The sequence below is a fragment of the Pseudomonas reactans genome, from assembly GCF_013387025.1.
Lineage (GTDB): Bacteria > Pseudomonadota > Gammaproteobacteria > Pseudomonadales > Pseudomonadaceae > Aquipseudomonas > Aquipseudomonas reactans.
The window spans coordinates 22,645-42,367 of sequence record NZ_JACAQP010000029.1 but is presented as its reverse complement, the minus strand read 5'-3'; the positions used below and the strand labels follow the sequence as shown (position 1 = coordinate 42,367).

Here is a 19,723-nt window from a genome sequence, read left to right as displayed (position 1 = left end):
CATTGGGCCCTCATTGACACGCAGTGATGACGAGAACGCCATGGCCGGGCTGATTCCCCAGAGCTTTATTGACGACCTTCTGAACCGCACCGACATCGTCGATGTTGTCAGCTCGCGTGTGCAACTGAAAAAGGCCGGCAAGAACTACACCGCCTGCTGCCCGTTCCATAAAGAGAAAACCCCTTCGTTCAGCGTCAGCCCCGACAAGCAGTTCTACTACTGCTTCGGCTGCGGCGCAGGCGGCAACGCCCTGGGTTTTCTCATGGACCACGACAACCTGGATTTCCCCCAGGCGATCGAGGACCTGGCAAAAGCCGCCGGCATGGAAGTCCCACGCGAAGAAAGTGGCCGCCCACACAAGCCGCGCCAGCCCACCGATTCGCCGCTGTACCCGCTGCTGACAGCCGCTGCCGAGTTTTATCGTCAAGCGCTTAAAAGCCATCCGCAGCGCAAGGCCGCTGTCGATTACCTGAAAGGCCGCGGCCTCACCGGGGAAATCGCCCGGGACTTCGGTTTGGGGTTCGCACCGCCCGGCTGGGACAACCTGTACAAACACCTGAGCAGCGACACTCTCCAGCAAAAGGCCATGATCGACGCCGGCCTGCTGGTGGAAAACGCCGAGACCGGCAAGCGCTACGACCGTTTCCGCGACCGGGTGATGTTCCCGATCCGCGACAGCCGGGGCCGCATCATCGCCTTTGGTGGCCGGGTACTGGGGGACGACAAACCCAAATACCTGAACTCCCCGGAAACCCCGGTATTCCACAAGGGCCAGGAACTCTACGGCCTGTTCGAAGCACGCAAGAACAATCGCAATCTCGATGAAATTATCGTGGTTGAGGGCTATATGGACGTGATCGCACTCGCCCAACAGGGCCTGCGCAATGCCGTCGCCACGCTGGGCACCGCAACCAGCGAAGAACACATGAAGCGCCTGTTTCGCGTAGTGCCCAGCGTGCTGTTTTGTTTCGATGGAGACCAGGCTGGCCGCAATGCCGCCTGGCGCGCACTCGAAGCTACGCTGTCGAGCCTGCAGGACGGACGTCGCGCACGCTTCCTCTTCCTGCCCGAAGGCGAAGACCCGGATACCCTGGTCCGCTCCGAAGGCACCGACGCATTCCGCGCGCGCATCAACCAGCATGCACAACCGCTGGCCGACTACTTCTTCCAGCAACTGACCGAAGAAGCCGACCCGCGCTCCCTTGAAGGCAAGGCCCACATGGCCACCCTCGCGGCGCCGCTGATCGACAAAGTACCCGGCGCCAACCTGAAATCGCTGATGCGCATGCGCTTGCAGGAAATCACCGGGTTAAGCGGCGAAGCCGTCAGCCAACTGGTGCACAACACCCCGCATGATGCGCCGCCACCGGCCTATGACCCAGGCATGGATTACGACGCCATGCCGGACTATTCCGACTTCCATCAACCGCAGGAGGCCTACGCGCCCCAGCAAGAGTGGACACCGAAAAAGTCTGGCAGCGACGGCAAGAAATGGGAAAAGAAACCCTGGAGCAAGAACGGCAAGCGCGGTGATCGCGATGAAGCCTACGCTCCGCGAACTCCTGTCGCCGTAGAGGCTCCAACGCTCATTGCGCTGCGCACACTCATCCATCACCCGCAACTGGCGGAAAAGGTCGAGAGTGCTGATCATTTTGCCAATGCGAGCAACACTTACGCCCAGGTACTGATCGCCCTGATTGAGGCGGTACAGAAAAATCCTAAGCTAAACTCAATCCAGTTGATGGCGCGCTGGCACGGCACCGAACAGGGCCGACTGCTGAAAGCCCTCGCGGAAAAGGAGTGGCTAATTGACGGCGATAACCTTGAACAACAGTTTTTAGACACCATTACTAGGCTATCCGCGGGTCAGCACACGCAGACCCTCGATGATCTGATCAAGAAAGCAAGGCAGCCGGATTTATCGGCTGAAGAGAAGATTCAGATAGCAAAACAGATGCGCGACCTCTTAAAACAGAACGTTTGCGCATCAAACCCGACCTCAACTGGCGCGTGAGGTCATAGCTCAGGTATAATCCTCGGCTTGTTTTTTGCCCGCCAAGACCTTCAGTGGATAGGGTGTTATGTCCGGAAAAGCGCAACAGCAGTCTCGTATCAAAGAGTTGATCGTTCTCGGTCGTGAGCAGGGTTACCTGACTTACGCGGAGGTCAACGACCACCTGCCTGAGGATATTTCAGATCCAGAGCAGGTGGAAGACATCATCCGCATGATTAACGACATGGGGATCAACGTATTCGAAGCTGCGCCAGATAAGGATTCCCTTATGCTGGCGGACGCCGATACCGACGAGGCTGCCGCTGAAGAAGCGGCCGCCGCGCTGGCTGCTGTGGAGACCGATATCGGTCGTACCACCGACCCTGTGCGCATGTATATGCGTGAAATGGGTACCGTCGAGCTGCTGACACGCGAAGGCGAAATCGAAATCGCCAAGCGTATCGAAGAGGGCATACGTGAAGTGATGGGCGCAATCGCGCACTTCCCTGGCACGGTTGACCATATTCTCTCCGAGTACACCCGCGTCACCACCGAAGGTGGCCGCCTGTCCGACGTGCTGAGTGGCTACATTGATCCGGATGACGGCATCGCGCCGCCAGCCGCCGAAGTGCCGCCGCCTGTCGATGCCAAGGCTGCGAAAGCGGACGACGACTCCGAAGACGACGACGCTGAAGCCAGCGGCGACGACGAAGACGAAGTTGAAAGCGGTCCAGATCCGATCATCGCTGCCCAGCGTTTCGGTGCGGTTTCCGATCAAATGGAAATCACCCGCAAGGCCCTGAAAAAGCACGGTCGCGCCAACAAGCAGGCCATCGCCGAGCTGCTGGCCCTGGCTGAGCTGTTCATGCCGATCAAGCTGGTGCCGAAGCAATTCGAAGGCCTGGTTGAGCGGGTTCGCAGCGCCCTGGAGCGTCTGCGTGCACAAGAGCGTGCGATCATGCAGCTCTGTGTCCGTGACGCGCGCATGCCGCGTGCCGACTTCCTGCGTCAGTTCCCGAGCAACGAAGTAGATGAAAGCTGGACCGACGCACTGGCCAAGGGTAAGGCGAAATACGCCGAAGCCATTGGTCGCCTGCAGCCGGACATCATCCGTTGCCAGCAAAAGCTGCAAGCATTGGAGACCGAAACCGGTCTGACGATTGCCGAGATCAAGGACATCAACCGTCGCATGTCGATCGGTGAGGCCAAGGCCCGCCGCGCGAAGAAAGAGATGGTTGAAGCGAACTTGCGTCTGGTGATCTCCATCGCCAAGAAGTACACCAACCGTGGCCTGCAATTCCTCGACCTGATCCAGGAAGGCAACATCGGCTTGATGAAGGCTGTGGACAAGTTCGAATACCGTCGTGGTTACAAGTTCTCGACTTATGCCACCTGGTGGATCCGTCAGGCGATCACTCGCTCGATCGCCGACCAGGCCCGCACCATCCGTATTCCGGTGCACATGATCGAGACGATCAACAAGCTCAACCGTATTTCCCGGCAGATGTTGCAGGAAATGGGTCGCGAACCGACCCCGGAAGAGCTGGGCGAACGCATGGAAATGCCTGAGGATAAAATCCGCAAGGTATTGAAGATCGCTAAAGAGCCGATCTCCATGGAAACCCCGATTGGTGATGACGAAGACTCCCATCTGGGTGACTTCATCGAAGACTCGACCATGCAGTCGCCAATCGATGTCGCTACCGTTGAGAGCCTGAAAGAAGCGACTCGTGACGTACTCTCCGGCCTCACTGCCCGTGAAGCCAAGGTACTGCGCATGCGTTTCGGCATCGACATGAATACCGACCACACCCTTGAGGAAGTCGGTAAGCAGTTTGACGTGACCCGTGAGCGGATCCGTCAGATCGAAGCCAAGGCGCTGCGCAAGTTGCGCCACCCGACGCGAAGCGAGCATCTGCGCTCCTTCCTCGACGAGTGATACCAGAACCCCCGGCCCAGGCCGGGGGTTTTGTTTTGTATCGATAAAACCTTGCGCAACACCCCTCCCCCGCAATGCCCGTCTACACTCGAAACATTCCCCGTGCCATAACGAGACCGTTATGCCCAGATTGCCGGCTGTGTTTTTGCTGTGGCTGCTGACCTGGACCGCAACGGCTGGCGCGTTGACTCTTAGCGATGATGAGCGTGACTGGCTGGCGGACCATCAGGAGTTGCGCCTCGGGGTGGATGCGTCATGGCCACCCTTTGAATACCGTGACGAAAATGGCCGCTACCAAGGCTTGGCGGCCGATTACGTGCGCCTGATCCAGGATCGCCTCGGCGTGCGCGTCAAATTGATCGAGCCGGCAAACTGGAGTGCAGTGCTGGAGCAGGCCCGCAACAACCAACTCGACCTGCTGCCGGGCATCATGTCCACGCCGGAACGCCAGGGCTATATGGCGTTCACCCGGCCTTACCTGGACTTCCCCATCGTTATCCTGGCCCATGAGGGCGGCGCCAAACCGCGCACCCTGAAAGACCTCTACGGTTTGAAGATTGCCGTGGTGGAAAACTACGCCCCCCATGAGCTGCTGCGCACCCATCATCCCGATCTCAACCTGGTCGCCATGCCAAATGTCAGCTCGACGCTGCAAGCCCTGGCCACCGATGAAGTAGATGCAGTGGTCGGCGATCTTGCCTCCAGTGTCTGGAGCCTGCGCCAACTCAAGCTCGACGGCTTATACGTCAGTGGCGAAACGCCCTACCGCTACCAACTGGCGATGGGCGTACCGCGTGACAATAAAATGCTGGTGGGTATCCTGGACAAGGTGCTCGCCGACCTCAGCCCACAAGAAACCGACGCCATCCAGCAACATTGGGTCGGCAGCTTTACCGATCACCGCACCTTCTGGACCGACCTGCTGCTTTACGGCCTGCCTGCCGTGCTGTTGCTGAGCACCGTATTGGCCGTGGTCATTAGGATCAATCGCCGACTCAGTTCGGAAATTTCCCGCCGCGTAGCCCTCGAACAGGAACTGCGCAGCAGCGAATATCACTATCGCGGCTTGGTCGAGAGCCTGTCAGCCATTGCCTGGGAAGCCAGTATCACCGACTTCACCTACAGCTACGTGTCGCCGCACGCCGAAGATTTGCTGGGTTACCCACGCGCGCATTGGCTGATTCCGGGGTTCTGGCGCAATATCATTCACCCCGCCGACCTGATCCGCACCGAGGCCTACTGCTATCGGGAAACCCGCGCCAACCGCGACCACAGCATTGATTACCGGGTGATCACCGCTGACGGCCGTTGCCTATGGGTGCGCGACATTGTCAGCCTGATCGAACATGGTCATGAACCGGTTCTGCGCGGTTTGATGATCGATATCAGCGAGGCCAAGCGCACTGAAGAGGCGTTGCAGCTCTCCGAGCAGAAATTCGCCTCGGTATTTCAGCAGTGCCCGGACATGCTGGTCATTGCTCGGTTATCCGATGGCTGCCTGCTGGAGGTGAACAAGGCGTTCGAAGACCAGATTGGCCTGACGGCCGAACAGGTCATCGGTAAAACCGCCACCGAGCTGAATATCTGGGGTATCCAGGGCGTCGGTCCCGACCTGCTGCAACGGGTGCAGACCACTAGCATCCGCAACCTGGAAATGCCCTTTCTGCGCAGCAATGGCCAGGCCTTTACCGGCCTGATTTCCGCCGAACCGTTCCAACTCGACACCACAGAAGCCATCGTCGTGGTAGTGCGTGACATCACCCAACTCAAGGAAACCCAGCAACAACTGCAGACCTCCGAAGAGAAATTCGCCAAGGCCTTCCACGCTTCCCCCGACGGCTTGCTGCTGAGCCGACAGCGCGATGGCCTGTTGATTGAAGTGAACGATGGCTTCAGCCGGATTACCGGCTTCACCAGCGCCACCTCCCTCGACCAATCCACCCTGGACCTGGGCATCTGGGTCGATCTCAACGAACGCAAACACATGCTGGAGATGATGCAGCGCGATGGTTTTGTGCGTGACTTCATCTGCCATATCCGCCGCAGCGATGGGCAGATCCGATTGTGCGAGCTGTCCAGCCGCCCGCTGCCGATTGGCGATGACGACTGCATGCTGACCATCGCGCGGGACATCACCGAGCGCCAACTGATGCAGGAAAAACTGCAACAGGCCGCCACGGTGTTCGAGAGCACCGCTGAAGGCGTATTGATCACTGACACCCGGCAGAACATCAGCGCCGTCAACCGTGCCTTCACCGAGATCACCGGCTACAGCGAGGCCGAAGCCCTCGGCCACACCCCGCGCCTGCTGGCCTCCGGCCTGCATGACAGCGCCTTCTACGCCGCCATGTGGCACCAGTTGACCGCCCAGGGACACTGGCAGGGCGAGATCTCCAACCGCCGCAAGAACGGCGATGTGTACCCAAGCTGGTTGACGATCAGCGCCGTGCGCAACCGCGACCAGCTGATCACGCACTTCGTCGCCGTGTTTGCCGACATCTCCAGCCTCAAACTCGCCCAGGCCCGCCTCGACTACCAGGCGCATCACGACCCATTGACCGGCCTGCCCAACCGCACGCTGTTCGAAAGCCGGTTGCAAGCCGCCCTCAACGGCCATCAGGAAACCGGTAAACAGGGCGCCGTGCTGTTTCTCGACCTGGACCGTTTCAAACACATCAACGACAGCCTCGGACACCCCATCGGCGACTTGCTGCTCAAAGACATCGCCGTGCGCCTCAAGGAGCAACTGCGCGACATTGACACCGTCGCCCGCCTGGGCGGTGACGAATTTATCATCCTGCTCCCCGGCCTGCAGCACGCCAGCGACGCCCAATACCTGGCCAATAAACTGCTGGCCTGCTTCACGCCGCCGTTCCAGGCGGGTGAGCACGAGTTTTTTATCAGCGCCAGCATCGGCACCAGCCTGTACCCCGAGGACGGCACCGACGTCGCCACCCTGGTCAAGAACGCCGACGCGGCGATGTACCGCTCAAAGGCCAAGGGCCGCAACCGGGTCGAAAGCTATACCCGCGACCTTACCGCCCAGGCCAACGAGCGCGTGGCACTCGAACACGAACTGCGCCGCGCCATCGAGCGCGATGAGCTGAGCCTCTACTACCAGCCCAAGCTGAGCCTGACGACCCACGAACTGATCGGTGCCGAAGCCCTGATACGCTGGCGCCACCCCACCTTTGGCGACGTGCCCCCTGAACACTTCATCGCCCTGGCCGAAGAAAACGGCATGATTCTGCAGATCGGTGACTGGGTGCTGGAACAAGCCTGCCGGCAAATGCACGCCTGGCAAGGCCACTTCGACGATTTCGGTCCGCTGTCGGTCAACCTGGCTGGCGCGCAATTACGTCACCCCGGCTTATTGGGCCGTATCAAACAGTTGCTGCATGACTACCGACTCGCCCCCGGCCGCCTGCAACTGGAGATCACCGAAAACTTCATCATGAGCCAGGCCGAAGAAGCGCTGGAGGTGCTGCACCAGCTCAAAGAGCTCGGCGTACAGCTTGCGATTGATGACTTTGGCACCGGCTACTCGTCCCTCAGCTACCTCAAGCGCCTGCCCCTGGATTTCCTCAAGATCGACCAATCCTTCGTCCGCGGCCTGCCCGACGACCCCCACGACGCCGCCATCGTGCGCGCCATCATCGCCCTGGGCCACAGCATGCAATTCACCATCATCGCCGAAGGCGTGGAGAACCCCGCACAGCAAGCCTTCCTCGCCGCTGAAGGCTGTGAACAGATGCAAGGCTACATCGTCAGCCTGCCGCTACCGCCCGAGCTTTTTGCTGCTACGTTTCTTCGTATGCGCATTGAGGATTATTCGGATGGCACAGCGAGGAAACCATCGTTATAATCCGCGACCTGTTACAGGGCCTATAGCTCAGTTGGTCAGAGCAGAGGACTCATAATCCTTTGGTCCACGGTTCAAGTCCGTGTGGGCCCACCAAACAAGAAAGCCGCGCATTGCGCGGCTTTTGTGTGTCTGGAAGTCTGTAACATACAGCCCCATTGCCGCCTGCACTGGAGTGCCCACCTTGCCCGTCCTCGATGAAATCGACCGCCAACTGATTGCCGCCTTGCAGATCAACGCCCGCGAGAGTGTGGCCATGCTCGCCCGGCAGTTAGGCATCGCGCGTACCACGGTCACCTCGCGCCTGGCGCGCCTGGAGAAAACCAACGTGATCACCGGTTACGGCGTACGCCTGGGCCAACGGGTGGTCGATGGTGGTTTGCAGGCGTATGTGGGCATTACCGTGCAAGCGCGTTCGGGCAAGGAAGTGCTGCGCAGGCTCAGTGCAATGGCGCAGGTTCAACAGCTGTGTGCGGTGAGTGGCGAGTTCGATTACGTGGCGTGGCTGCGCACCGATTCGCCAGAACAGTTGGACCAATTGCTCGATCAGATCGGCAGCGTCGACGGCGTGGAGAAAACCACCACTTCGATCATCCTCAGTAACAAACTGGATCGCGGACAACCAATCTGATCACTGTTCTCGTCACTCTGACTAAAAACAGAGCAATTTGACGACACTTTGCGTCTTATTAACGAACGCTACGCTCTCTAAACTGGCTGCCATCTTTTCGTCACGCCCGCCTAGTCGCCAGTAAGGTCAGCCATGAGCATTCCGTCCAGCACCCTCAGCAAAACCAATCGCCACCCCGCCGACGGTAAGAAGCCCATCACCATCTTTGGCCCGGACTTCCCGTTCGCCTTCGATGACTGGATTGAACACCCGGCCGGCCTCGGCAGCATTCCTGCTGCCAACCACGGCGCCGAAGTGGCGATCGTCGGCGCCGGGATCGCGGGCCTGGTGGCCGCCTACGAGTTGATGAAACTGGGCCTCAAGCCGGTGGTGTACGAAGCCTCGAAAATGGGCGGACGCCTGCGCTCCCAGGCCTTTGAAGGCGCCGAAGGCATCATCGCTGAGCTTGGCGGCATGCGCTTCCCGGTGTCATCCACCGCGTTCTACCACTACGTGGACAAGCTCGGCCTGGAAACCAAACCTTTCCCCAACCCGTTGACCCCAGCCTCCGGCAGCACAGTCATCGACCTTGAGGGCCAGACCCACTACGCGCAAAAACTCTCCGACTTGCCGGTGCTGTTCCAGGAAGTGGCGGACGCCTGGGCTGATGCTCTGGAAGCCGGTTCGCAGTTCGGTGATATCCAGCAAGCCATCCGCGACCGTGACGTGCCACGCCTCAAGGAACTGTGGAACAAGCTCGTGCCGCTGTGGGATGACCGCACCTTCTACGACTTCGTCGCCACCTCCAAGGCATTTGCCAAATTATCCTTCCATCACCGCGAAGTGTTTGGCCAAGTCGGTTTCGGCACCGGCGGCTGGGACTCGGACTTCCCCAACTCCATGCTGGAAATCTTCCGCGTGGTGATGACCAACTGCGATGACCACCAGCATCTGGTGGTCGGCGGCGTGGCCCAGGTACCGATGGGTATCTGGCGTCATGTGCCGGAGCGCTGCGCCCACTGGCCGGCCGGCACCAGCCTGAGTTCGCTGCATCGGGGCGCGCCTCGGGCCGGGGTGAAACGTATCGCCCATGCCGCCGATGGCCGTTTCGCCGTCACCGACAACTATGGTGACACCCGCGAATACGCCGCGGTGCTGACCACCTGCCAAAGCTGGCTGCTGACCACCCAGATCGAATGCGACGAAACCCTGTTCTCGCAAAAGATGTGGATGGCCCTGGACCGCACGCGCTACATGCAATCGTCGAAAACCTTCGTGATGGTCGACCGTCCTTTCTGGAAGGATAAGGATCCGGAAACCGGCCGCGACCTGATGAGCATGACCCTCACCGATCGCCTGACCCGTGGCACCTACCTGTTCGATAACGGCGACGACAAGCCGGGAGTGATCTGCCTGTCGTACTCGTGGATGAGCGACGCGCTGAAAATGCTGCCGCAGCCCATCGATAAGCGTGTGAAGCTGGCCCTCGACGCGCTGAAAAAGATCTACCCGAAAGTCGACATCAAGGCACGCATCATCGGCGACCCGATTACCGTGTCGTGGGAAGCCGACCCGCATTTCCTCGGGGCCTTCAAAGGCGCGCTGCCGGGCCACTATCGCTACAACCAGCGCATGTATGCGCACTTCATGCAAAAGGACATGCCAGCCGAGCAACGCGGAATCTTTATCGCTGGTGATGATGTGTCCTGGACCCCTGCGTGGGTGGAGGGTGCGGTGCAAACCTCGCTGAACGCGGTATGGGGCATCATGACTCACTTCGGCGGCAGCACTCACCCGGAGAACCCGGGGCCGGGGGATGTATTCGATGAAATCGGCCCGATCGCCCTGGCGGATTAAGGAGTTGAACATGCGTGTCGCCCTGTACCAATGCCCACCGCTGCCTTTAGATGTGGCCGGCAACCTCAAGCGCCTGCATCAACTGGCGCATGAGGCGTCCGGCGCCGATGTGCTGGTGCTGCCGGAGATGTTCCTCACCGGCTACAACATCGGCGCCGAGGCGGTTGGCGCCTTGGCCGAGGCGCAGGATGGTCCGTCGGCACAAGCGATCGCCGAACTGGCCAAAAGCGCCGGGCTAGCGATTCTGTACGGTTACCCGGAACGGGCAGCGGATGGCCAGATCTACAACGCAGTGCAGTTGATCGACGCCCACGGCCAGTGTGTGTGCAACTACCGCAAGACGCACCTGTTTGGTGATCTGGACCACTCGATGTTCAGTGCCGGTGGCGATGATTTCCCGCTGGTGGAGCTGAACGGCTGGAAGCTGGGTTTCCTGATCTGTTACGACCTGGAGTTCCCGGAAAATACCCGGCGCCTGGCCCTGGCCGGTGCCGAGCTGATCCTGGTGCCCACTGCCAACATGGTGCCATTTGACTTTGTCGCCGACGTCACCGTGCGGGCACGGGCCTTTGAAAACCAATGTTATGTGGCCTACGCCAATTATTGCGGGCACGAAGGCGAGATCCAGTACTGCGGGCAAAGTAGCATCGCCGCGCCGAATGGCCAGCGCATTGCCCAGGCGGGCCTGGATGAAGCCTTGATCGTCGGGGAGCTGGATCGTCAGTCGATCCTGGAGGCCCGTGCCGCCAATCACTACTTGCAGGACCGTCGCCCCGAGTTATACGGTGTGCTGCACAAGCCCTGATCCAGCCGGTTTGTTAGCATAGGCAGATTCTACGTTTCGGAACTGCCCATGCCTGCGCCGGCCTACCCTCATCACCTTCACCTGACCCTCGCCAATGGCTTGCGGGTTTCCTTGCAGCATGCGCCACGCCTGAAACGTTGCGCCGCCGTTTTGCGCGTAGCGGCAGGCAGCCATGATGTGCCGCTGGCGTGGCCGGGGTTGGCGCATTTCCTGGAACATCTGCTGTTCCTCGGCACCGAGCGTTTTCCCACGAACGAAGGGTTGATGGCCTACGTGCAGCGTCATGGCGGCCAGGTCAATGCCAGTACCCGTGAGCGCACCACGGAATTTTTCTTTGAGTTGCCAGTTGCACTGTTTGCCGGGGGATTGGAGCGTTTGGCTGACATGCTGACCCATCCACGCCTGGCGCTGGAGGACCAGATGCGTGAGCGCGAGGTGCTGCACGCCGAGTTCGTCGCCTGGTCCCAGGACGCCAAGGCGCAGCAGCAGGTCGCGTTGCTGGAAGGGCTGGCCGCGGATCATCCGCTAAGGGGTTTCCATGCAGGTAACCGCGATAGCCTGCCGGTGGAGCGTGAGGCATTTCAGCAGGCGTTGCAGGAATTCCACACACAGTTCTATCAGAGCGGGCAGATGACCTTGAGCTTGGCGGGCCCGCAATCACTGGAAGCACTGGAAACCTTGGCGCAACGATTCAGTGAACAGCTGAGTTCTGGACCTCTGCGCCCACAATCCGCCCCGCCGGCATTGATGCAGGGTGATGCGCAGAGCTATCAGCACATCACCAACCATCACCTGCACCACGTCATTACCTGTGATGCGCCACTCAAAGCACTGGAGTTTCTCTGCACCTGGCTCAACACCTCAGCACCCGGCGGGTTGCTAGCTGAACTGAAAACGCGGCAACTGGCGAGTGCCCTGCAGGCGTCAGTGATTTATCACTTCGCCGGGCAAGCCGTGTTGGATATCGACTTCACCAGCCAAGGCGAATCAGCCACGCAGATCGAGGCGTTGCTGCACGACTGGCTAAGCTTTTTCGCACACAGCGACTGGGCGTCACTGCGGGAAGAGTTCGCGCTGCTGGCCGCTCGTCAACAGCAGGTCCAAGGCGCCCTTGCGTTGGCCCGGAACGACAGCCAAGACCTATCGGAACAGGACGTTGTCGCCCTCAAGTCGATGCTTGATTCGCTGCACCTGCCGCCCCCCACACACACTTGGCAGTTACCGCCGAACAACCCGTTCCTGCGCCCACCGGTCAAGGAAGAACGCGCCGGCCTGATTCGCGGCCAGACCAGCGCTCACCGTGGCTTGCGCACCTTTGCCCAGGATCGCTCCCGTGGACGTAGGGAAGTGTCGGCGCTGACCTTCAGTCAGGCATTCGCAGATGACGGTGATGAAGGTGCCCTGTATCTGCAATGGCGCTCAGCGCCTTCCGGCCTGGAAAACACTTTGCAGCCGTTACGTGAGAATGCCCGTCAGGCAGGCGTCGAATTGTCGTTCGAAAGCCTGGGCCAGGACTGGCAGGTGAAAATGATCGGGCTGCAGGAGCCCATGCCGGCGGTGCTGGACGCGTTGGCGCAAAGCCTGAATCAACCGCAAGAGGCCCCACCCGACTCACCGCAGATGATTGCCATCCGTGAATTGCTCAAGGCGCTGCCCGCTTGCTGCAACGGGCACAATCCCGAATCGGCATCGTGGTCCACTGCGCGCTGGCATGGCCTGGGACTGGGTTTCTCGGCATCGTATGAAGCCGCGATCAAGACCGCAGCGGCCCGTCTGCCAGGGCAGCCTGCACACCTCGATCATGTTCTGCCCTCTCTCAGCGGCCAGCGTATCTGGCATGGGATTAAAACCGACTCTGATGAAGCCGCACTGCTGCTGTTTTGCCCAACGCCGAGTCAATCCCTGGCGGACGAAGCCGCTTGGCGATTGCTTGGCCATCTGATCCAAGGCCCGTTCTACCAGCGCCTGCGCGTTGAGCTGCAAATCGGCTACGCGGTGTTCAGCGGTATCCGGCAGATCAATGGCCAGACCGGCCTGCTATTCGGCGTGCAATCCCCCAGCGTGTCGCGGGAAGTCATCGTTGATCACCTGCAAGTATTCCTGAAACAACTGCCGACACTGATCGATAGCAGCGACGACTTGGGCAACACGGCGTTGGCGCAGCAATTCTCAGCACAGACACTGCCCAACGCCCAAGCCGCCGAGCTGCTGTGGCATGCCCATTTGGCGGGCCACTCGTCGGGATACCTGACCGACCTTCAATCCCACATCCAAACCTGCACCCGCGAAGCAGTGCAGCTTGCCGCCCAGCAACTGAACGACGCCGCAGGCGGCTGGCGTTGCGTGGCCAACGGTCCGTGCATCTCGGAAATCTGGCAAGCGGCGGACTGATCATTGCCGCCCCTGCAAAAGGCTTTTTCCACCAAGACAGCGCTAACTTGAAAAGAATTGCGTAACATTCATACGCACACATCTGAACATCTCCGACTGGAGGTGGACTATATGTATTACTTGGTAGTAAACGTCCCATCCCTTCGTAGGAGTAAGAATATGACCTGGTCCAAACCTGCTTACACTGATCTGCGCATCGGTTTCGAAGTCACCATGTACTTCGCCAGCCGCTAATCCGCTGGGTAATACAACGCCTCGGTTCGCCCGGGGCGTTTTTGTTTTGAGCTTGATGGAGCTGCCATGTTTGTCCAGATTCTAGGTTCCGCCGCCGGCGGCGGATTCCCACAGTGGAACTGCAACTGCGTGAATTGCGCGGGTTTTCGTGATGGCAGCCTGCGGGCCCAGGCGCGTACCCAGTCGTCTATCGCGATCTCCGACGATGGTGTGAACTGGGTGCTGTGCAACGCCTCGCCGGATATCCGCGCGCAACTCCAGGGCTTTGCACCGATGCAACCCGGCCGCGCCCTGCGGGACACCGGCATCAGCGCAATCATCCTGATGGACAGCCAGATCGACCACACCACCGGCCTGTTGAGCCTGCGCGAAGGCTGCCCGCACCAGGTGTGGTGCACCGACATGGTCCATGAAGACCTGAGCACCGGCTTCCCACTGTTCACCATGCTCACCCACTGGAACGGTGGCCTGGCCTGGAATCGCATTGAGCTGGACGCCAGCTTCAGCATTCCGGCCTGCCCGAACCTGCGTTTCACCCCACTGCCCCTGCGCAGCGCTGCTCCACCCTACTCGCCGCATCGCTTCGACCCGCACCCCGGCGACAACATCGGCCTGATCGTCGAAGACTTGCGCACCGGCGGCAAACTGTTCTACGCGCCGGGGCTGGGCAAGGTCGACGCGTCGTTGCTGGAGATCATGGCCGGCAGCGACTGCCTGCTGGTGGACGGCACGATGTGGGACGACGACGAAATGCAGCGCCGTGGCGTCGGCACACGCACCGGCCGAGAGATGGGACACCTGGCGCAAAACGGTCCCGGCGGCATGCTGGAAGTGCTGGAGCAATTGCCCAAGCAGCGCAAAGTGCTTATCCACATCAACAACACCAACCCGATCCTCGATGAAGACTCCCCCGAGCGAGCGGAACTGGTGCGACGCAATGTCGAAGTGGCTTACGACGGCATGAGCATTGAATTGTAGGAGCGATCGAAATGACTGACACGCCATTGACCACCGCGGAATTCGAAGCCGCCCTGCGTGCCAAGGGCGCCTTCTACCATATTCATCACCCGTACCACGTGGCGATGTACGAAGGCCGCGCGACCCGCGAGCAGATCCAGGGCTGGGTCGCCAACCGTTTCTACTATCAGGTGAACATCCCCCTGAAAGACGCCGCGATCCTGGCCAACTGCCCAGACCGCGAGATCCGCCGCGAGTGGATCCAGCGCCTGCTCGACCACGACGGCGCCCCCGGTGAAGACGGCGGTATCGAAGCCTGGCTGCGACTGGGCCAAGCGGTTGGCCTCGACCCGGACCAACTGCGCTCGCAGGAATTGGTACTGCCCGGCGTACGATTTGCGGTAGACGCCTACGTCAACTTCGCCCGTCGCGCCAGTTGGCAGGAAGCCGCCAGCAGTTCGCTGACCGAATTGTTCGCGCCGCAGATCCACCAGTCGCGCCTCGACAGCTGGCCGCAGCATTACCCGTGGATCGACCCGGCCGGTTATGAATATTTCCGCACCCGCCTGGGCCAGGCCCGTCGTGATGTGGAGCACGGTTTGGCGATCACGTTGCAGCACTACACCACCCGTGAAGGCCAGGAACGCATGCTGGAAATTCTCCAGTTCAAACTGGATATTTTGTGGAGCATGCTGGATGCCATGAGCATGGCCTACGAACTCAAGCGTCCGCCGTATCACAGCGTGACCGACCAGCGGGTATGGCATAAAGGGATCACCCTATGAGCTTTGATCGCAGCAAGAAACCCACCTGGCGCCAGGGCTATCGCTATCAGTACGAGCCTGCGCAAAAGGGCCATGTGTTGCTCTACCCCGAAGGCATGATCAAGCTCAACGACAGCGCCGCGCTGATCGGTGGCTTGATCGACGGCGAGCGCGACGTGGCGGCGATCATCGCCGAGCTGGATAAACAGTTCCCCGGCGTGCCAGAACTCGGTAAAGACATCGAGGATTTCATGGAGGTCGCCCGTGCAGAGCACTGGATTACCCTTGCCTGAAAAACCGCCGGTTGGCTTGCCGCTGTGGTTACTGGCCGAGCTGACCTACCGCTGCCCGTTGCAGTGCCCGTACTGTTCCAACCCGCTGGACTTTGCCGAGCAGGGCAAGGAACTGAGTACCGAGCAATGGTTCAAGGTGTTTCGCGAAGCCCGCGAGATGGGCGCGGCACAACTGGGGTTTTCCGGTGGCGAGCCGTTGGTGCGTCAAGACTTGGCCGAGCTGATCGCCGAAGCACGCAGGCTGGGGTTCTACACCAACCTGATCACCTCCGGCATCGGCTTGACCGAACAGAAGATCAGCGACTTCAAGAAAGCCGGCCTGGACCATATCCAGATCAGCTTCCAGGCCAGCGACGAGCAAGTGAACAACCTGCTGGCCGGCTCGAAAAAAGCTTTCGCGCAAAAACTGGAAATGGCCCGCGCGGTAAAAGCCCACGGCTACCCTATGGTGCTGAACTTCGTCACTCATCGGCACAATATCGACAAGATCGACCGCATCATCGAGCTGTGTATTGCGCTGGAAGCGGACTTCGTCGAGCTCGCCACCTGCCAGTTCTACGGCTGGGCCCAGCTCAATCGTGCCGGGCTGTTGCCGACCCAGGCACAACTGGTGCGCGCCGAGCGCATCACCAACGAATACCGCGCCAAGCTGGAAGCCGAAGGTCACCCGTGCAAGCTGATCTTCGTCACACCGGATTACTACGAGGAACGCCCGAAAGCCTGCATGAACGGCTGGGGCAGTATCTTTCTGACCGTGACACCGGACGGCACTGCCCTTCCCTGCCACGGTGCCCGACAAATGCCGGTGCAATTTCCCAATGTGCGCGACCACAGCATGCAGCACATCTGGTACGACTCGTTCGGCTTCAACCGTTTTCGCGGCTACGACTGGATGCCCGAGCCATGCCGGTCATGCGATGAAAAGGAGAAGGACTTCGGCGGCTGCCGATGCCAGGCCTTCATGCTCACGGGAGACGCGAGCAATGCCGACCCAGTGTGCAGCAAGTCCGAGCAGCACGGCATCATCCTGCAAGCGCGGGAAGAAGCCGAACACGCCACCCAGACCATCGAGCAGTTGGCCTTTCGCAACGAGCGCAACTCACGACTCATCGCAAAAGGCTGACAACCCTAGCGCTTGGCGATGATGTACACCGCGTGCACGATGCCAGGGATGTAGCCGCACAGGGTCAGCAGGATATTCAGCCAGAACGCGCCAGCGAAACCCACTTGCAGGAACACACCCAGTGGCGGCAACAGAATGGCGATGATGATACGAATGAAATCCATGGGGTCAGCTCCAGAAAATCGGCTCGTGTGAGCCGTGTAGCTAATCGACCTTGGGCGTTCGTGAGGGTTCAGTGGGATCTGGCTTTGGGCCATCCGTCATTGCACAGGCAAAAAAACGCCCCCAGCCAAAAGAATCAGGCCGGAGGCGCCGCGTAGACCGCGAGACGGTTCAGGAATAAGGGGGTTAAACGGCGATGCCCTTGCGGCATTGCAGTTGGGCGGTACGCACGCGGGAGAAGGCGCGGGCCAGACGCAGGAGCATTTCGTCGATATTGCTTTTGCTCACGGTCAGGGCCGGGGTGAAGCGCAGGCAGTTGGGTTGCGGAGCTTGGAGGATCAGGCCTTCGTGCAGCGCCGCTTTTACAACAGCATCCGCAGAATCATCCGACAACGTCAGGCCCCACATCAGGCCGTGGCCACGCAATTGACCGTGGTCGTAGCGGTAGGCCAGGCGGGCAAGACCTTCGCCCAGGTACACGCCGGACTCACGCACGTGATCCATAAAGCCGTGCTCCAGCACGGAGTCGAGTACTGCCAGCCCGGCCGAAGCCATCAGCGCATTACCGTGATGAGTCCCTTCCAACTCGCCCACATCGAAACAACAGGCTTTGCCGCGCGCCAGCAGCGCTGCAAGGGGCACCCCGCCGCCCAAGCCTTTGCCGAGGGTGATGATGTCGGCACGTACGCCGTATTGCTGCTCCGCGAGCAAGGTGCCGCAGCGGCCCATGCCGGTTTGTACTTCGTCGAGAATCAGCAGGATCCCCAGTTCACGGCACAAGCGCTCGACGCCTTTGAGGTAATGCTCGGTCGCAGGGATGACGCCCGCTTCGCCCTGGATCGGTTCAAGCAGGATGGCGACGGTTTGCGCATCGACTGCCGCATGTAGGGCCGGCAGGTCATTAAAAGGCACGTGGCTGAAACCGGGCAATTGCGGTTCAAAACGATTTTCCGGGCCACCCGCCGAAGCCGACATCGCGGCAAAACTGCGACCATGGCAACCGGCGCTGGCACTGATGATGCGATAGGCCCCCCCGCGATGCAGTTGGCCCCATTTGCGCGCCAGCTTGATAGCCGCTTCAACGGCTTCCGCGCCGGTGTTGAGCAGGTACGCCTGATCGCTGCCGGTGCGATGGCACAGGCGTTCAGCCAGGTTGAGTTGAGCGCGGTTATGCAGGCCGTTGCCGGGGTTGATCAGCGCCTGGGTCTGGTCGGCCAGTGCCTTGATCAGCACCTGCGGGCTGTGGCCGAGGCTGTTGGCCGCGTTGCCCTGGCTGAAATCCAGGTAGGCATGGTCGTCGCTGTCCCACAGCCAGGAACCCTGGCCGCGTACGAACACTTGCGGCGGGCGAGCGACGGATGGCATCAGGGATTCGCTGGAAGACGTATCGCTGGGCGCCTCGAGAATCAAATCGTCCAGGCTCGGCGCGGGGCGACGAAACAGATTCATAGCTCGCCCCCAATAGCAACCGGACCTTGGTCGGTGCGATACGCCTGTGCTGCCTTGAGGTTTTTTGCCTTGCCTATGTAAACGTCATCAACATAAACGCTGTTCATTGCCCGATCCGGCCCTGTAAGCCCTGCGAATAGGCGCTAGACTAGGCTCCTCAGGGGCCAACAGCCATTTCGTTTTTCCAGCTTTTTCGATAAGTAAGTCTTATGGATTTCAAGCAACTGCGTTATTTCGTCGCGGTGTATGAGGAAGGCCACGTAGGCCGTGCCGCCGAGCGCCTGTCGATCTCCCAGCCGGCGCTGTCCCAGCAGATTCGCCAGCTGGAGCAGAACCTGGATGTGAGTCTGTTCGAGCGCAGCAGCAAGCGGCTGCTGCCGACGCTGGCGGCGCACACGCTGTACAACCATGCCTTGCCGCTGATCGATGGCATGCAACAGGCGGTTGAAGCCCTGCGCAACTTCAAGGGCCAGGCGATGCGCACCTTGGCCATCGGCGTGCTGCAAACCGTGCACACCAGCCTGGTGCCGCAAATGCTCGAGCGCGTGCGCAAGGCCCAGCCACATCTGGTGGTGCAGATCTACGAATTGACCGGACTTGAGATCGAGCGACGACTGCTCAACGGCTCGCTGGATATCGGCATAAGCTACTTGCCGCCACGCCAGCCGGGGCTGCACGGCGTGTTGCTGTACGAAGATGAGCTGAAAGTCGTCATCCCCGAAGACCATCCCCTGCGGGAATTCAAGAAAGTCTCGCTGAAGCAGGCGGCGGAGCTGCCGATGTTGCTGCTGGGGGAGGAGTTCCAGGTCCGGCAGATCTGGCAAGGACAGCTGTCCAACCTCGGACGGCGCCCGCAAGTACAGGCGGAACTGAACACCATGGTGGGGATTCTCGACAGTCTGCCGCACACAAAACTGGCGACGGTGCTGCCGGGGCGCTCGCAGGACGAACACAACAGTCAGTCGCTGCTATGGAAACCCTTGAGTGAACCCAGAGTGCCGCTGAAAGTCGGCCTGGTGTGCCGCGATGTGCAGCGCCAGCAAGCGACGGTGGCGTTGCTGCGCACTCTGCTGGAAGACGTGATGAATGCCCCACAGGCGACCGCCTGACTTTTTCGCGGGCAAAAGAAAACCCCGCCGAAGCGGGGCTTTGCAGACTGTTTCCCTGACATCCATTTCACTCCGCCGTCCTGGCAGAATCCTACGTGTCCGTGTTGTTGCTTTGCGCTTCCTGCGCGACGTCCATGTGAAGTAGATTATCCGTGGATCCAATATGGCGATAGAG

Annotated in this window: 15 protein-coding genes and 1 tRNA gene; 14 read left to right on the top strand and 2 right to left on the bottom strand. The window is 60.3% G+C overall.

Translation table 11 applies throughout. The annotated features are described in order from the left end of the window. Positions 1-40: 40 nt before the first annotated feature. The 13 genes from dnaG (at position 41) to pqqE (ending at position 16,828) form a co-directional block, all read left to right on the top strand. Positions 41-2,014: a DNA primase gene (gene dnaG, locus HX793_RS23720; RefSeq protein WP_016977865.1), complete on the top strand. Its 1,974-nt coding sequence runs from the start codon at positions 41-43 to the stop codon at positions 2,012-2,014. A 67-nt stretch (positions 2,015-2,081) separates the two neighbouring features. After that, a complete protein-coding gene (gene rpoD / locus HX793_RS23715) occupies positions 2,082-3,932 on the top strand; it encodes an RNA polymerase sigma factor RpoD (protein WP_016977864.1) in 1,851 nt (616 codons plus the stop codon). A gap of 121 nt (positions 3,933-4,053) precedes the next feature. Next, positions 4,054-7,797: a bifunctional diguanylate cyclase/phosphodiesterase gene (locus HX793_RS23710; RefSeq protein WP_177052761.1), complete on the top strand. Its 3,744-nt coding sequence runs from the start codon at positions 4,054-4,056 to the stop codon at positions 7,795-7,797. 16 nt (positions 7,798-7,813) lie between these two features. Beyond that, positions 7,814-7,890: transfer RNA gene (locus tag HX793_RS23705), tRNA-Ile, on the top strand. 88 nt (positions 7,891-7,978) lie between these two features. Then, the gene (locus HX793_RS23700; protein ID WP_177052760.1) at positions 7,979-8,425 is read left to right on the top strand and encodes an Lrp/AsnC family transcriptional regulator; all 447 of its coding nucleotides are present in this window, start codon (positions 7,979-7,981) and stop codon (positions 8,423-8,425) included. Between the two features lie 132 nt (positions 8,426-8,557). Beyond that, positions 8,558-10,261 (top strand): flavin monoamine oxidase family protein, encoded by a 1,704-nt coding sequence (locus HX793_RS23695; protein WP_028618176.1) that lies wholly within the window; start codon positions 8,558-8,560, stop codon positions 10,259-10,261. Between the two features lie 10 nt (positions 10,262-10,271). Continuing rightward, on the top strand, positions 10,272-11,066 hold the full coding sequence (locus HX793_RS23690) for a carbon-nitrogen hydrolase family protein (protein WP_177059287.1): 795 nt from the start codon (positions 10,272-10,274) through the stop codon (positions 11,064-11,066). Between the two features lie 48 nt (positions 11,067-11,114). Further along, complete coding sequence (gene pqqF, locus HX793_RS23685) at positions 11,115-13,457, top strand: pyrroloquinoline quinone biosynthesis protein PqqF (RefSeq protein WP_177059285.1); 2,343 nt, start codon at positions 11,115-11,117, stop codon at positions 13,455-13,457. A 159-nt stretch (positions 13,458-13,616) separates the two neighbouring features. Then, positions 13,617-13,691, top strand: coding sequence for a pyrroloquinoline quinone precursor peptide PqqA (gene pqqA, locus HX793_RS23680; RefSeq protein WP_003194766.1), 75 nt, complete (start codon positions 13,617-13,619; stop codon positions 13,689-13,691). Positions 13,692-13,757: 66 nt separating this feature from the next. Continuing rightward, positions 13,758-14,669, top strand: a complete 912-nt coding sequence (pqqB, locus tag HX793_RS23675) for a pyrroloquinoline quinone biosynthesis protein PqqB (protein WP_177059283.1) — start codon at positions 13,758-13,760, stop codon at positions 14,667-14,669. A gap of 11 nt (positions 14,670-14,680) precedes the next feature. Beyond that, the gene (gene pqqC / locus HX793_RS23670) at positions 14,681-15,433 is read left to right on the top strand and encodes a pyrroloquinoline-quinone synthase PqqC (RefSeq protein WP_016977856.1); all 753 of its coding nucleotides are present in this window, start codon (positions 14,681-14,683) and stop codon (positions 15,431-15,433) included. Beyond that, a complete protein-coding gene (gene pqqD, locus HX793_RS23665; protein WP_033898094.1) occupies positions 15,430-15,705 on the top strand; it encodes a pyrroloquinoline quinone biosynthesis peptide chaperone PqqD in 276 nt (91 codons plus the stop codon). The genes pqqC and pqqD overlap by 4 nt, the downstream gene beginning before the upstream one ends. Further along, positions 15,698-16,828, top strand: a complete 1,131-nt coding sequence (gene pqqE / locus HX793_RS23660; protein ID WP_177059280.1) for a pyrroloquinoline quinone biosynthesis protein PqqE — start codon at positions 15,698-15,700, stop codon at positions 16,826-16,828. The genes pqqD and pqqE overlap by 8 nt, the downstream gene beginning before the upstream one ends. Positions 16,829-16,833: 5 nt before the next feature. Here pqqE and HX793_RS23655 read toward each other — a convergent pair whose 3' ends face one another. Together HX793_RS23655 and HX793_RS23650 are read right to left on the bottom strand one after the other, a co-directional pair. Further along, positions 16,834-16,992 (bottom strand): YqaE/Pmp3 family membrane protein, encoded by a 159-nt coding sequence (locus HX793_RS23655; protein ID WP_007904205.1) that lies wholly within the window; start codon positions 16,990-16,992, stop codon positions 16,834-16,836. Positions 16,993-17,176: 184 nt separating this feature from the next. Next, the gene (locus tag HX793_RS23650; RefSeq protein ID WP_016977853.1) at positions 17,177-18,439 is read right to left on the bottom strand and encodes an aspartate aminotransferase family protein; all 1,263 of its coding nucleotides are present in this window, start codon (positions 18,437-18,439) and stop codon (positions 17,177-17,179) included. Positions 18,440-18,648: 209 nt separating this feature from the next. Between HX793_RS23650 and HX793_RS23645 the strand changes: the two genes are divergently transcribed. Next, on the top strand, positions 18,649-19,548 hold the full coding sequence (locus HX793_RS23645; RefSeq protein ID WP_177052754.1) for a LysR family transcriptional regulator: 900 nt from the start codon (positions 18,649-18,651) through the stop codon (positions 19,546-19,548). Positions 19,549-19,723: the final 175 nt, after the last annotated feature.